Annotated in this window: 15 protein-coding genes; 8 read left to right on the top strand and 7 right to left on the bottom strand. The window is 52.4% G+C overall.

The features are described from left to right. Positions 1-22 precede the first annotated feature (22 nt). From nrtS to WA411_RS05505, 3 genes are read right to left on the bottom strand one after another with little or no spacing between them, the layout of a single operon-like run. A complete protein-coding gene (gene nrtS / locus WA411_RS05515; protein ID WP_069185238.1) occupies positions 23-268 on the bottom strand; it encodes a nitrate/nitrite transporter NrtS in 246 nt (81 codons plus the stop codon). Continuing rightward, complete coding sequence (locus WA411_RS05510; RefSeq protein ID WP_291908632.1) at positions 255-1,676, bottom strand: dihydrolipoyl dehydrogenase; 1,422 nt, start codon at positions 1,674-1,676, stop codon at positions 255-257. The genes nrtS and WA411_RS05510 overlap by 14 nt, the downstream gene beginning before the upstream one ends. Positions 1,677-1,706: 30 nt before the next feature. Beyond that, on the bottom strand, positions 1,707-2,000 hold the full coding sequence (locus tag WA411_RS05505) for a glutaredoxin family protein (RefSeq protein WP_291908630.1): 294 nt from the start codon (positions 1,998-2,000) through the stop codon (positions 1,707-1,709). 255 nt (positions 2,001-2,255) lie between these two features. On the opposite strand from WA411_RS05505, the gene WA411_RS05500 reads away from it, so the two are divergent. Further along, positions 2,256-3,086, top strand: coding sequence for an alpha/beta fold hydrolase (locus WA411_RS05500; RefSeq protein WP_291908628.1), 831 nt, complete (start codon positions 2,256-2,258; stop codon positions 3,084-3,086). Positions 3,087-3,156: 70 nt separating this feature from the next. On the opposite strand, the gene WA411_RS05495 is transcribed toward WA411_RS05500, so the two are convergent. After that, positions 3,157-3,408 (bottom strand): hypothetical protein, encoded by a 252-nt coding sequence (locus tag WA411_RS05495; protein ID WP_291908626.1) that lies wholly within the window; start codon positions 3,406-3,408, stop codon positions 3,157-3,159. Between the two features lie 334 nt (positions 3,409-3,742). Here WA411_RS05495 and WA411_RS05490 point away from each other — a divergent pair, with 334 nt between their 5' ends. The 4 genes from WA411_RS05490 (at position 3,743) to WA411_RS05475 (ending at position 7,211) form a co-directional block, all read left to right on the top strand. Beyond that, positions 3,743-4,726, top strand: a complete 984-nt coding sequence (locus tag WA411_RS05490; RefSeq protein WP_291908624.1) for a lipid A deacylase LpxR family protein — start codon at positions 3,743-3,745, stop codon at positions 4,724-4,726. A gap of 117 nt (positions 4,727-4,843) precedes the next feature. Beyond that, positions 4,844-5,167: a thioredoxin gene (gene trxA, locus WA411_RS05485; RefSeq protein ID WP_069185233.1), complete on the top strand. Its 324-nt coding sequence runs from the start codon at positions 4,844-4,846 to the stop codon at positions 5,165-5,167. A gap of 135 nt (positions 5,168-5,302) precedes the next feature. Beyond that, positions 5,303-6,256: a LysR family transcriptional regulator gene (locus tag WA411_RS05480; protein ID WP_291908620.1), complete on the top strand. Its 954-nt coding sequence runs from the start codon at positions 5,303-5,305 to the stop codon at positions 6,254-6,256. 196 nt (positions 6,257-6,452) lie between these two features. Further along, on the top strand, positions 6,453-7,211 hold the full coding sequence (locus tag WA411_RS05475) for a hypothetical protein (RefSeq protein ID WP_291908618.1): 759 nt from the start codon (positions 6,453-6,455) through the stop codon (positions 7,209-7,211). Between the two features lie 114 nt (positions 7,212-7,325). On the opposite strand, the gene WA411_RS05470 is transcribed toward WA411_RS05475, so the two are convergent. Beyond that, complete coding sequence (locus WA411_RS05470) at positions 7,326-7,469, bottom strand: hypothetical protein (RefSeq protein WP_167352731.1); 144 nt, start codon at positions 7,467-7,469, stop codon at positions 7,326-7,328. A 174-nt stretch (positions 7,470-7,643) separates the two neighbouring features. Beyond that, positions 7,644-8,519 carry a PhzF family phenazine biosynthesis protein gene (locus tag WA411_RS05465; RefSeq protein WP_291908616.1) on the bottom strand — a complete coding sequence of 292 codons (876 nt, stop codon included), beginning with the start codon at positions 8,517-8,519 and terminating at the stop codon, positions 7,644-7,646. 114 nt (positions 8,520-8,633) lie between these two features. Here WA411_RS05465 and WA411_RS05460 point away from each other — a divergent pair, with 114 nt between their 5' ends. From WA411_RS05460 to WA411_RS05450, 3 genes are all read left to right on the top strand, one after another. Then, positions 8,634-9,527 carry a LysR substrate-binding domain-containing protein gene (locus WA411_RS05460; protein ID WP_291908614.1) on the top strand — a complete coding sequence of 298 codons (894 nt, stop codon included), beginning with the start codon at positions 8,634-8,636 and terminating at the stop codon, positions 9,525-9,527. A 115-nt stretch (positions 9,528-9,642) separates the two neighbouring features. After that, positions 9,643-10,050: an ACT domain-containing protein gene (locus WA411_RS05455; protein ID WP_228289938.1), complete on the top strand. Its 408-nt coding sequence runs from the start codon at positions 9,643-9,645 to the stop codon at positions 10,048-10,050. Positions 10,051-10,197: 147 nt separating this feature from the next. Further along, positions 10,198-13,731, top strand: a complete 3,534-nt coding sequence (locus WA411_RS05450) for an EAL domain-containing protein (RefSeq protein ID WP_291908610.1) — start codon at positions 10,198-10,200, stop codon at positions 13,729-13,731. Between the two features lie 63 nt (positions 13,732-13,794). Here WA411_RS05450 and WA411_RS05445 read toward each other — a convergent pair whose 3' ends face one another. Then, complete coding sequence (locus WA411_RS05445; RefSeq protein ID WP_291908608.1) at positions 13,795-14,724, bottom strand: LysR family transcriptional regulator; 930 nt, start codon at positions 14,722-14,724, stop codon at positions 13,795-13,797. Between the last annotated feature and the right edge of the window lie 90 nt (positions 14,725-14,814).

Raw genomic sequence — 14,814 nt, 5'->3', positions numbered from 1 at the left:
ACTGTGCGGCGAAATTCGGGGTTCAACGGTACCTTGAAATTGGCACATTGAGGCCAGAGGACCTTTCACAATCCCGGTCGCTGGACCATTTGCCAAGCATGAAAACGCAAAATGGAACGCAGTAGGTCAAGACTGCCGGCAGCCATTGAATGTGCTGATATCCAAAAAGCGCATCGTGCTGATTTATCAGTAACAGAATCGTACCCACCACCAGGGCAACTCTTGTCGCCTGTGTGTAATAACGCTTAAACAGTTCAAGCAGCTGCATGAGGCGCCTCCTTACGTTCGGCCTGTCTGAGCTTTTCTGCAGCATCCCGGAAGGCGGTGCGAACACCTTCTTCAATAACAGGGTGATAGAAAGGCATTCCGAGTATCTCGTTCACCGTCAGAGACTGCTGCACGGCCCAGGCCAGCAGGTGACCAATATGCTCTGCTGCTGGCCCAAACATTTCAGCGCCCATCAGCGTGCCGGTGCTCTTATCGGCGTAGACTTTCAGCATGCCCTGGTTTTTGGCCATTACGCGGCTTCTTCCCTGATTGTGGAAGCTCACCTTTCCGGAGATGAAGCTGTCGGCCAGCAGTTCGTGCGCTCGTTTGCCGACACTGGCAATTTGCGGGTCGGAAAAGACAACGCCCAGCGCGGCACGACGATGACCCGCTTCTACCGTGGGAAACGTGCCGGCGTTACGGCCTGCGATACGCCCCTCATCTGAGGCTTCATGCAACAAGGTCAGCTCGTTGTTAGCATCACCTGCGATGAATATGTGCGACTCACGGGTCTGCAAGGTGTAATGATCGAAGCCAGGAACGCCTCGGGCGTCCGGTTCAATGCCGGTATTCTCGAGGCCAAGCTTGTCAGTATTCGGAATTCGACCGGTCGCTGCCAGAACATAGTCCACCACGACTGTGTGAACCACGCCTCTGGACGTGCGGTAGGTCACCTGCACACCGTTCAGGGTTTCCTTTGCTCCGAGGACATCCGCGTGAAGGATCAGGTCAAATTCGGACTGGAAAGTATCCGCTGCAATCTGACGAATTTCGTCGTCGGCAATTCCGCCAATCGATTCGTTGCGCGAAAGCATCGTAACGTCAACGTTTAGCCGGCTCAGAGCCTGCCCTAACTCGAGTCCAATAACGCCTGTGCCGACGACGAGCACGGATTGCGGAAGTTGCTCCAGTTCGAATACATCGTCGTTGATAAGCAGGCGTTTGCCCGCACCTTCGAGTACTTCAGGAATGAACGGTCTGGAACCCGTTGCAATAACAATCCGGTCGGCGGTAATTTCTAGCCCGGTATCAATCTGCAAACGATGGGCGTCGAGAAAGCGAGCGTAACCACGGACCTTGTGGCTATCATCAAACTCATCGACGTCTTCAACAACAAACCCCACGAAACGGTCGCGCTCTTTTTTCACGCGATCCATGACCGCCGCACCGTCAGTCTCAACAGTCGGGACATTCAGCCCAAAAACCCCGGCATGCTTTGCGCCGTGGGCGGCTTCTGCTGCGGCAATCAAAAGCTTGCCGGGCATGCAGCCGACACGCGCGCAAGTGGTGCCGTAATGGCCGCCCTCAATCAGCGCGATGCTGTCTGTATATTTGCGAGCTTCGCGGTAGGCACCCATACCGGCCGTGCCCGTCCCAATGATGGCAACATCAACTTTTCGTTTAAGCATTTTCACTTTCCTGTAGGTGATGAGGACCGTTCACACGGTTTGATTATGATCAGGCGACTGGGTGGCATGGCGCTGCAGGTAGCGGACGATATCCTGGGACTCGTATAGCCACCGAACCTTGCCCTTCGATTCGATTCTCAGGCAGGGAACCTGTGCCCGCCCTCCGCCTTTGATCAGCTCTGCCCGGTAGGCAGCGTTTCTGGCGATGTCACGTTCCTCCACTTCGATGTCGATGTGCTTCATCGCAGAGCGGGTATAGGCGCAAAAAGGGCACGCGCGATAGTGGTAAAGAGAGAACGATGTGGTTTGCGAACTGACGGACATGGACTGTCTCCTTCGTAGTGAATGTGCCTGCCATTCTCTGTTCTTCAGGCAGACCGGAGGCGGCAGGACGGTTGGAATAGTTGTCCATCTGTTTCAAAGGCACCCTGTTGGCGAGGGATGGTGTTGGGCAAGAAATATACAATTCTGCTTGCAGCTCTGATTACAATGTATATACACTTTATGAAAACCGATTCGAGACGGAAAGCGGTTCCGCTCAATCGACGATTCATTGTTCATCAGACTGAGGAAACGAACATGAACCTTTCGCTTACTGTGTTCCAGGCTGCTTTCGGTTTCTACAGCCGATTGATGCCAGCAAAAGCGGCTTCAAAAGCTGTCGAACTTATGACCAGCCCACGAATCAAGACAGAACGCAGAAATTCATCCCGAACGCTGTTCGAACGAGTCGTGCCGCTCAATAATGACGGTCTACTCTCGATCTACGGAGTTGGCCCAAAGAAAATCCTGCTCTTGCACGGGTGGTCCGGCTGGATCGGGCAATTCAAGGATCTGATCAGTGAGATTGATCCCCAGGAATACACCATCTACGCGGTGCATCCGGCAGGGCACGGTGAGTCGCCGGCCACCGAATCACATCCGGGGCGGTTTATCGAGGCTGTACTGGAAGCCCATCAATACGCTGGCTCGTCTTTCGACGTTGGGGTTGGCCATTCATTGGGAGCCGCTGCGCTTGTTTATGCCCAATCCACCAGAAACTGTTTTGAACGCCTGGTACTGGTTTCTGGACCGGCAACGATTGAGGGGGTTCTGAGCCGGTTCGCCCGCTTCGTAAACCTCGGGGAACGCAGTAAACGCCTATTCGTTAACGACATGGAAAAAACGGTTGGATTGAGTGTTGACCGATTGGATCTTGTTGGGTTGGCCCCGTCGATCGAAGCACCCGTGTTGTTGATTCACGATGACCGGGATACCGAGGTTCCGGTTGCGGAATCCAGGGCACTGCACGCGGCGTTTCCGAGGAGCCGTTTGACCCATACAACGGGTTATGGCCATAGCCGGCTTTTGCAAAAACCTGAGGTCATTAAGGAAATTGTTGAATTTTCGAATTCACCGTTCAGGCCTTAGTCCGAAATGGTATCGGATCAGGAAAAACGCACCATCCCTGGTGCCAAGACGCAAATGAAATGTCTAACGCTTAACCGTGGGTGCCAGAACGTACTTCACCACGAATGACAATTTGACCGCTGTAGGGAGCCGGTTCTGCATTCTCGTGGTTAGCGTCCCGGTTCTGGATCTCGCCACGAATCACGATCTGGCCACTGTAGGGCGCAGGTTGGGCCTGCTCGGAACGCGGCTGATCGGATTTCCGGTCTGCCAGGGTTGCATGGGCGGGCAGGGCAGCGATGGTAACGAGTGAAGCGAGGGTAATCAGTGCAAATTTACGCATTTTCAATTCTCCATAGTGTTAGTCGGTTCAGCTGACTCCGAGACCCCAATGGCTCGGATATCAGATGAGCGAATTATGTGGATGGAGAAGGTGGAGGAATAATTCTGAAACAGTATGGAAAGCATCATTTTCAGTGATGAAGCGTGGCCGTAAGACCCTAAAAGGCACTCGTATTACTACTTATTTATAAGCGCAAGTGATGTTTTAAATATCGACGCTTGATTAGTCGTGCGGGCCCGGTATTCGAAAAATAGCAGCCAACGTTTTTACCGACACATTTTCGGAGTTGGCTATGGTTTTTCGTTTCTTGACCGTTTCTCTTCTGGCTGTGGCTATGGCTTCAACTGTGCAGGCCGAGTCTGCTGATTCTGTGCTTGCGCTCTCTACTGATAATGACCTGTTTGCGCCAACACAGACAGATCGGGATTACACAGCCGGTGTTGCGATTACCTATTCTTCCAATTCAGAGGATTTCATCCGTAACCCGGTGTCCAGTGTGAGTCAGGGGTTGGACAGTGTTTTGCTGCCTCATCTGGGCGGGGAGGTTGGAGAACCGGGGAGTGCCGCACTTGAACTGGGTGTTTACGGCTTTACGCCCGAGGAAATCAAGGAATCGGCAATTGATCGTAGCGATCGACCATACAGCAGCCTGGTTTACTTTTCCTCAAGCCAGAGCTACCAGACGCCAGGCGCTGATTCGGGGTGGACAACATCTATGACGGTTGGCGTACTCGGGCTTGATATCTTCAAATCCGGCCAGAACGCGGTGCACAAAATAGTGGGTAGCGATCGTGCGAACGGTTGGGATCATCAGATCTCAAATGGTGGTGAGCTGACTTTCCGGTACTCTGCGGCATACCACCAATATCTGGATGCCAGCGAATCAGACCAACAGTTCAAAGTGACGTATTTTGGATCAGCCGGATACCTGACTGAGTTTGGTGCGGCACTCGTCTTCCGGGATGGTCTGATTTCCTCCCCGGATAACCGCTTTAATCCGGAGTTGATGGCTTACGGCGAACGAGCGCCCGGGGTATCAGCTCCAGGGGGACGTGAACACTATTTCTGGGGCGGCTTGTCGGTAAAAGCTCGGGCCTATAACGCTTTTCTTCAGGGGCAGTTTCGTGACTCAGACCACGAACTGGATGCCAACGATCTGAACATTCTGCTGGCAGAAGTGTGGGCGGGCTACACCCACAGCTTCCTGGCAGGCACTGAATTGAGTTATGTGCTGCGTGTACAGAGTTCCGAAATCAAATCCGGTACAGGGAACCGCACGCTGGCGTGGGGTGGGCTGGTTTTTAGCAAGCGACTGTAAGAGCCGGGGAGGGGATCATCATCAGAAGAAATACAACTTATACAGTCCCGCTATTGGTTTTCGCCAACAGAAGGCTTCAGTGTTTGAAACAGGTTTTTACAGAGAAGAGGTTTGCCGATGAGCAACATGATAGAAGTAACAGATGTGAATTTTGAGCAAGCGGTTGTTCAGAGTGATCGCCCCGTACTGGTCGACTTCTGGGCGCCCTGGTGCGGCCCCTGCAAGACCGTCGCCCCCATGCTGGAGGCAATCGCTGATGAATTTGGCGAGCAGTTGACCATCGCCAAAGTGAACGTGGACGACAGCCCCGATATAACGGCAAAGATGCGCATCCGGGGCATTCCGACTCTGGCGCTGTTTCAAGAAGGCGGCGTTGTTGCCCAAAAGACCGGAGCTGGGAGCCTGAGTGAGCTGAGAACTTTCGTAAAAGGGAATCTGTAAACCTTACCCAAAGCCTCCCGATCGGGAGGCTTCTTCGCTTCTTACTCAAGAAAACCACGCCTAAATACATACCGCAATTGCGGTCCAGGTACTTCCAAGCCAGACTTGACCGGACCCATTCCCCAGGAACATTGAATGAAAACGCAAGAACTCCAGCTGCTGTACATCTTTGATGCGATCATGACCGAGCGCTCCGTAACCCGCGCAGCAGATCGGCTTGCCATGACCCAGCCTGCGGTATCGAATGCGATTTCCCGGATGCGCCAGATCTGGAACGACCCATTGTTTGTGCGAAAGGGCCGCAATATAGAGCCAACATCCTATGCGCTCAGCCTGTGGGATCAGGTAGGCGACCATATGTACGCATTGACCAACGCAGTCAGCGCCACGCAATTTGATCCGGCCACATCAAAGCGAAAATTCCGGATTGCCGTGACAGATGTGATTGTTGAAATGATCTGGCGGCAGTTAATTGAGTTGCTGGAGGAGCAGGCGCCTGGTGTTGATATCCACGCGGTGCCCTATACGCCCGAAGGCACCTACGACGACTTGCGCGAGGCCCACGTGGATCTGGCGGTCGGTATGCTGACCCAACATGATCACAGTCTGCGCAGTACGTGGCTTTTTGAGGGCGGTTATGTTATGGCGATGCGCGCCGACCACCCCCTGGCTGGCCGACAGATTACCATGGAGGAATTTCTCGAGGCCCGGCACCTGCTGGTGACAATGTCCGGCGATGCCCATGGCTTCGTGGATAGCTACCTCGACCAGAAGGGCCAGAACCGGCGCATTGCCGCGACGGTCAACCATTTTTCGATTGTTCCCCAGGTTCTACGGGATTCGAATCTCATCGCCGCAGTTCCCGAATTGATCAGTCAGGACTGTGGGTTCGTGGATGGCCTATGGATGGGGCAGCTTCCTTTCGAAGTCGACCCGACCAGTCTGTACCTCATCTGGCACACGCGCCATGATCGTGACCCCGGCATTGTTTGGTTGCGGGACCACGTGGAGCGGCTGCTGCGCGAACGATGGCATGACATCATGACCAACTCGCCTTGCGGTCATTCGCCTACAAAAGCCATCGCCTGAGCGGTTGGCCAGAGGCAGTCATCATTTTTCGTGATGACAAAGATACAGCAACGGAATTATTCAGGATCCCGGAAACTCCCAATAATGCTCCCCAGATGACGCTAGCAGCGGCATTGGCATGAGTGCCGGTTGGGAGACGCCCAGTTTGGTCCTCTTGCCCCAATTATCTGCGTTCTTCACGAATTGGGAGGAGGGTATGAACGGTCAAGTGAACTGCCCGTCAATGGGGTCCGGCCTGGAGCCCATCGAAGTCAACGATGCCGCAAACCAGAAATGGTATAAGCCAATCATCTCCGTTGATGCGGACGCCAGCGGCAACAGACACGTCTACAAGGCGTTCAGGTTTTCCCACGGCCTGTTGGGAAACTACTTCAGATTTCTGGCGTTCCACGAATTCAGGATGCTAAGAAAAGTCGAGCATCTCGACTTCACTCCAGACCAGGTAAGTCGCCGGTCCGACGCCTCTCCGACAATCCATTACCGGTTGATTGAAGGGAAGTCGGTAAAAGATGTCGCGGCAAGCAATGGCGTGCCTGCAAACTTCTTTTCGAAGCTGTTCAGCGATGTAAAAACGTTGCATCAGCATGGCGTTGTGCACATGGATCTGGGCAATTCCGGAAACATCCTGGTTTCTGGTCATGGAGCGCCGGCCATCATCGATTTCGGCTCGGCGATACCTTTGAGCTGGCTGCCATCGCCTGTTCAGAGCTGGGCCTGTCGCAAGGATATACTCGGAGTTCTGAAGCTGTGGCACCGTTTCGACAAGGAATCCATGCCGTTGTTTCTACTGCACTACTATCAGAGCAATTACCGCAAGAACATCTACACGCCCAAACGTTTCCTGAAAGCTGCGCGTCGGTGGGTAACAGGCGACACCGGCAGCGCGGACCTTTCTGGTGTCACGACTGTTATCAGCGTGTTTTTCGGACTGTTGGTGCTTGTGTCTTTCACCTGAAGAGCGGCGTTCTGCCGCTCCATTTTTCCCTTAAGCGCGGCGCAGGAAACTGGATCAATAGGCAGGCAAAAAAAGGGGCGGTCGTGATGACCGCCCCTTTTCGGTGTGCTCAGCTTAGTTGCTGATACCGAGCTCGACCGTTTCGATGGCCGGGTTGTTGCCACGATCGATATCTTCCTGGCTTACACCTTCGGCCTGTGCGAAAGCAGAGAAAGCGACGACAGAGAAAACGAGAAAGAACTTGTTGATTGCGTTCATGTGATATTCCACCTTTCAAGAGAGTTAAGTTAAACAGCATCGCCGTATTGGCTTGATGGTTATTCTCTTGGTTTCCCGTCTTCAGAAAAAATTGCTTTGCGGTATACAACACATCAAGTCAGGTGATGGGTTTAGACGAGCGCTTTCGTGCTGATAGCGCTCGTCTTCAAATCATCATAGGTCCAGGTGAACGACTTCTTTGATTGATCCCCGACCACCCGCGAACAGGTTCTCGATCCCGTTGTCGTTTCCAATGGTCAGTCTCACATTGATAACGCTCGGTGAGGGTGTGGCCATCCAGCGTCCCTGTTCGATTGTGAACTCGTGCTTTTGCATGCCCAATTGTTCACGCAGATAACAGGCGAGCGGGCCCGCCGCCATTCCCGTTGCAGACTCTTCCAGAATGCCATAGCGGGGTGCAAACATGCGGGTTCCTGCGTCCCTCCCATCGCCAACACCATCAAGGGAAAACACGTAGAATCCGATCAGATCCAGGGATTCGCTGAGTTTCTCAATGAGGACGAAATCCGGCTTCAGACCTTTAATCGTTTTGCTGTCTCGGATGCCGATGACGACGAAGCTATTGCCGGTGTTGACCAACATCGGCACAGCCCCTTCGATCAGATCGTCGGCGGCCAGGCCAAGGGACTGGAGGGTTGCTTGCAGATCATCCTCGCCAAGCGTTTCGAACCGGGGTGCTGTTTGTTCCATATAGGCCGAGTCGCTCTCCATATTGACTGATCTCAGGCCATCGATTGTTTCTTTCGATGACCGATCACGAACCAACAAGCCGTTTTGTTTCAGAAAGCTGAAGGTGGCAATTGTTGCGTGGCCGCAATGAGCGATCTGCTGGGTAGGCGTGAAGAATTCCAGCTTGATGTCTGCAGATTTGGAAGGTGAAACGAAAGCGGTTTCTGACAATCCGACTGCCGCAGCGATTTTCTGCTTTTGCTCAGAGCTGAATCGTTCGGCATTCAACACGACACCTGCCGGATTTCCGCCGGCTTCGCCGTCGACAAAGGCGCTGACTATGGGGACTTCGATTTTCATGTGATGTTCCTCGGGTGATTGGTATCACCTGATTCTTTCAATGGCCGGTTCCTGGAACAAACGGATAAAACTGGTCTATGCTTAATTAAAAGTTAACTATGGGTGAGCAGACGAATGCAGAAACTCCCTCCTCTGCGGGCGCTGCAGGCGTTCCGATACGCGGCCAGGGAGCTGAGCTTCAAGTCTGCGGCCGAGGCGCTGAGTATTTCCCAGGCAGCCGTCAGTACTCATATTCGCGGCCTGGAAGATTTTCTGGGCCTGAAGCTTTTCGTTCGCATGACGCGCGAAGTGGAATTGACCCACGAGGGCAGGGTGCTCTCAGGCTATGTGGAAACGGGCTTTCAGGAGTTGGAAAGAGGGGTTGCCCTGTTCCGTCCCGATTCAGATCCAGGACGATTGACCGTCGCAACCGTTCCATCCTTCGCCAGTCGCTGGCTTGTTCCAAGGATCGAGTCATTCCAGCGGGCTCATCCGGAAATCAGGCTTAGCCTCCAACCTAATCTGCAATTGGCGAGTTTTCAGGGAGATGGAGTCGATCTGGCGATTCGGTTTGGGAAAGGCGACTATCCCGGGCTCGAATCCAGGCTTTTGCTGGCAGAAAAACTGATGCCTGTCTGTCATGGCATGCTCGTTGACAATAAGCCTGTAACCCGGGAATCACTGGCGCGCCTGCCCTGGCTTATCGATGAATCAGCCGATCTGGAGAGCTCCTGGACTGACTTCCAGGAAAAACTCGGCACACAAATACCCGATTCTTCCATCATACTGAGGGTTAACGAAGGAGCGACGCTCGTGGAAGCGGTGCTTGCGGGCAGGGGAATTGCATTGATGCGGTACAGCCTTGTGGCCGATCTCCTGAAAACCGGGCTGCTCAGGTGCCCGATGGATATCTCGGTTCCTGCGGAGTACCAATACTACCTGGTGGCACCGGAGGCAAAATTTCGAACGGATAAGGTTCGGGCGTTTGTTTCATGGATTATCGGGGAAGTCTCATCACTGAGGGAATGAAAGGCTTTGCAGTTCGATGGCTGCACCAGGAAAGCACCAGTTTGCAATGAGCGGCCCAAAACGGTGCTAGATTGTCATATGTGCGCGACATTCGGCTAGAGGAAAGGAAAAGATGATGCGAACTCAGTTTTTGCAGGATTTAATCAAACAGCTTTCGCCAACCGTTGATCCAACTCACTACGTCTACTGCACTGTAGAGAAAGCGAAGTATGGTGAGCTGGAGCACCTGAAACCTATTGTCAGTATTGCCGAACTTGAGGGGCTGACTCTGGTAATCCCGCTAGAAGAGGCCAAAGCAGAGGGCCTGGATTATTACAGGGTATTCCGGCGAATCACTCTGGAGGGACACTCCAGCCTTGAGGCCCTGGGCCTTACATCTGTGGTAACTAGCCTGCTGGCTGAACGGGGGATCACGACCAATGTGATCGCCGGTTTCTACCATGATCATATGTTCGTACCGAGTGACCGGACCGAAGAGGCTATTAGAGCGTTGAAGGAGCTGGCCAGCAATCCACGCGGCTGATGCGAGCCCCTTGCATTCGGACCTGAAGTCCGGATGTGGCGGGTAAATCCAAATCCTGAAGGGGGCACTATAATTAAGCCAGTGCTTGGGTTTCTTTTAAACAAAAATAACCAATAAACGAAAGCCTGTTTCTGAGGGGAAGCGCCCATGGCTCGTCATACTGGTTTGTTTTCCCCGAACATACAAACTGTTGGGCTGACCGTTCTCCTTTCCTTTCTGGCTTGCCTGGGCAACATGCTTTCGGTTGGACTCGCGTTCGGTGTCGATTTGATTTTCGGCACGATCTTCGTGTTCGTTGCTATCTCATACCTCGGACCCAGATCATCCATGATCGTTGCACTCGCAGGTGGGCTTTATACCTGGGTGATGTGGGATCATTTTTACGCATCGGCCGTTTTTGTTCTGGAAGCAATCATTGTCTATTTCCTTCACAGACGCCTCAATAAATCCCTTCTTGCGTCAGATGTTCTCTTTTGGAGCTGTCTGGGCTTTCCAATTACCCTGCTTTACCTTACTCAGGCCATCGAACTGTCAATTGACTCTTCGTCTCTCATCGCATTGAAACAATTTATCAACGCCATCTTCAATGTTCTCCTTGCCAGTTTCATCGTTTTGATAGTGAACATCGCGCAAGGGAAACTCTCGTCATTTTATCTGGGACACAAACAGATAAAGGACATTCTCTTCTACTCAATGGTCGCTTTAACGCTGGGTGCTGGAACTCTTCCCATCATCCAGTCCAGTAAAACCGACGAGCGTAATACTGAGAGAAGCTTGGAAGCGACGCTCTCCGGGCCTCTGAATCACCTTGCGACTGACCTTGAGTTGTCACGACAACCAGTAAATGATGTGCTGGATGAGTTCACTTCCCGTCCGAGGATTGACGACTCCCTTTCCTTTGCCGTGCTTGACCAATCAGGTAAAGCGGTCGCCAGCAAACGGGACCCATGGCTGAAGAATAGTGATCAAGTGCCTGCCAACTCCCGCGAAGGGGAACTGGTATTTATTGAACCAGAGGGCGACCTTTCGTTTGTCCAGCGTCTTCGACAGGGCCGATATCAGATGGTGCAAGCCATCGAAAACGGTCAGCCACTGTGGGTGGTGATTCAAACTCCGGCAGCCCCATTTGCGGAAAAAATGGCGCAGGCAACATTTAACCTTCTGCTGTTGCTCGGGGTCCTCTTAGTGTTGGGAATAATTGTCTCGCAGGTTTTGAGCCGAGTGCTGACGGCTCCGATCTGGAGACTGTCGGCAGCGTTGGACAGCTCAACGAATGGCATCGTTATTACTAACCTCGAAGGTGAGGTTGAGTGGATCAACAAGGGTTTTGGCAAGATCTCTGGCTACTCCATAGAAGACATGAAAGGGAAAAAACCTGGAGCGATACTCCAGGGCATTGGTACAGACCCGGAAACGGTGGACAGAATTCGTTCATCGCTTGTGGAGGAGCGCAAGTTTGATGAAGAAATGGTCAACTATGGCAAAGATGGTCGGCCATATTGGGTTCACATCAATTGCGAGCCGTTGAGAGGGGAGAGCGGGAAGAGTCAGGGCTACATTGCGGTTGAAACGGATGTGACTGAACAAAAGCAAATCAAGGAACTTGAACTGTTTGGCCGTGAAGCGCTGGAAAAACTGGCGAAGAAAGAATCACTGGAAGATATTTACCAAACCGTTTTGCACAATGTTGAATCAATTCTTCCGGTGAGGTGTGTTATTGAATTGGGTGGAAGTGGATGCGGGGACAATAGTTACCTGCCCAAAGCCTGTTATTTAAACATTGAAGACGGCAATTATCGATTACCTTCCCAAAGTCCATTGCACTCAATCCCCATAGTTAACTCAAATGGCGAGCATATGGGGACTTTTCGAATTTTACACCGTTACAGGAACACTCATCCCGGTCGGGAATTGGAGTTTGGCAACCGAGCCAGTCAGTTGATTGCGATAGCTACGGAACGTTTTTGGTCCGACAGAAAATTGCAGGAAACTGCCAGCGTTTTTAGTTGCGTTGATGAGGGGATTTTTATCACCGATGCGGACTTTCTGGTACTGGATGTCAATGCTGCTTTTTCTACGATTACTGGCTTCACTGGCAGCGAAATCATCGGCCAGAAGGCTAACAGCTTCATTTCAAATCAGGGTACTGCCCTTTTCTCATCAAGTGTAGTTAGCGCACTGAATCAGTTTGGCCAGTGGCAAGGCGAAACTTCGATCGAGAATGGAAACGGACGGGAGGTTTATCTCTCGCTAAGTATCAGCACCATACCTGACGAGCTGGGAGAACCCAGTGGGTATATATTTTTGATAAGCGATATTACTGAACTCAAGGAATACCAACGTCAGCTCGAAAACATGGCCCACTATGATGGGCTTACGCAGTTGCCAAATCGGGTGTTGCTGGGAGATCGCCTGGATCAGGCTATGCGGAAGGCTGACAGGAACCGGGACCGCCTTGCGGTTCTTTTTATCGACCTTGATGGTTTCAAAAAAGTGAACGACACGATGGGGCACGAGGCTGGTGATGAGTTGCTGAAGGTTGTTACCAGTCGCATTTCGAGCCAGCTCCGAGATACCGACACATTTTCCAGATTTGGCGGCGATGAGTTCGTGGTTGTTTTACCAGAGCTGGAGAATGCAGAAACCGTTGATGACGTTGTGCGACGGATTCTTACTGCCGTCGAGGAGAAAATCCTGTTGGCCGATCGCGAACTGCAAATCACTGCAAGCATAGGCGTTGCTTTTTATCCCCAGAAAGAGTCGCTCGACGCTGACCAGGTTCTCCGACAGGCGGACCAGGCTATGTATGCCGCAAAGCAACGTGGGCGTAACTGCTACCAGTATTTTGACATGGATAACGATAAGGCCGTTCGGCAATTCCATGAAATTGTGGCTGAAATTGGCGCTGCCCTTAAGAACAACGAGTTTTCGCTCTTCTACCAGCCGAAGGTGAACCTGAAAACCACTGAAATCATCGGGGCGGAAGCGCTCATACGTTGGACTCATCCCACTCGGGGATTGGTTCCGCCGAGCGATTTTCTGCCTTTGATTGAGCACCATGTCCTGAGCGTGGAAATCGGCGAGTGGGTTCTGAACAGTGCGTTGTCGCAAATGGATGAGTGGCGAAAGCAGGGCATTCATATGCCAATCAGTGTGAATATTAATTCGTTTCATCTCCGACAACTTAACTTCGCCAGCCGTCTGAGAGACATATTGAAACAGCATCCATTAATGCGCCCTGGAGATCTGGAACTGGAAATTGTTGAAACTTCGGCGCTAGAAAACCTTGAGACAGTGTCTGGCTTAATAAGTGAATGCCAGCGGATGGGAGTAAGCTTTTCGCTGGATGATTTCGGGACCGGGTACTCGTCGCTGTCTTACCTCCGCCGGTTGCCGGTTGAGCGTCTGAAGATCGATATGAGTTTTGTTCGCGATATGCTGCAAGACGCAAACGATTTCGCAATCGTACAAGGCGTGCTGGGTCTGGCTAGCTCCTTTGATCTTGCAGTCATTGCCGAGGGAGTAGAGACCGCAGAACACAGCGCAAAGTTAATTGAAATCGGGTGCTATTTCGGCCAGGGCTTCGGTATTGCCAAACCGATGCCGAGCAATGCCGTGCCCAGCTGGGTAGAAAGTTGGAATAACAAGAAGGTAGACGGCGAGTCCTGGCGCACAGTTTAAGACGGCTAGCGTCCTGCGGTCGCCAATCGTCGAGCCGCATTCCGTATGCTCTGCCAAGGCATATTAAACGTCGGAAGAGATAATACCTTTTTGGGTCATACGCTCGATGAGCGCGTGGCACCTCTGTTTCAGAGTATCCCGCAGCAAACGCACGGATGGGGTCACGGATTGCCTTGTTGGACAAATCAACCATAATTCCGAGACGGGCGGGGCATAGCTCGGCATGACATTGGTGACTCGGCCAGAGAGCAAATCGTGCGACATATCCAGGCAGGATTTCACTGCAATGCCGTGACCGGCCACGCACCACCGTCTTACCAGGTCGCCATCGTTAGACGCCCGGTTGCCCCTCATTTTCACCCGAAATTCTTCGTCGCCTTTCTTGAAAGCCCACAGATCGTAGGGGATGTCCTGAAGCTGATAAAACAACCCGTTGTGCCCTGCAAGATCCTTTGGGTGCATCGGCACGCCACGCTCGTTCAGGTAACTCGGTGCGGCGCACAATAGGCGAGGGACATCACAGATCTTGAAGCCATACAGATTGGAATCATCGGGTGACCCGTAGCGAAGAGCCATATCGACCGAATCCCGGAAAAAATCTACATTGCTGTCTGTGATCTGAACCCGCAGACTGAGCCCCGGGTGGAACACCAAGAGTTCATCTATCCAGGGAACCACCAGGTTTCGCCCCAGATCGGATGACACTGAAAGCCGAATCTCTCCTTCCACGGCCTCCGTCCCTGACCGGATGTTCTGGCGGGCCTCGTCCAGCAATGCCAGAGCTTGTTGACATTGAGGCAGATACTTTTCCCCAGCGGCTGAAAGTCGAAGCTGTCGGGTTGAGCGAACAAACAACTCAGCCCCTAGCGACTTTTCAACGCGTTTAACCGCCGCGCTGGCCGTTGCCGGGCGCATGTCGAGACTGGTGGCGGCCGCCGAAATGTTCCTGAATTCCGCTACTTTGAGCACAACGGTAAGATCGTCGAATGTCATTTTCAAAAAATCTTTGAATATGTTTATGGGATTGGCCTGTTTTTCATAGTGTAAAGGTCGGTCAAACTGCTCGTCATTAGAAACCTGTTT

This window comes from Marinobacter sp. CH_CUG1437-1, assembly GCF_037029655.1.
Taxonomy (GTDB): domain Bacteria; phylum Pseudomonadota; class Gammaproteobacteria; order Pseudomonadales; family Oleiphilaceae; genus Marinobacter; species Marinobacter salsuginis.
This window is presented reverse-complemented; position numbering and strand designations above follow the sequence as displayed.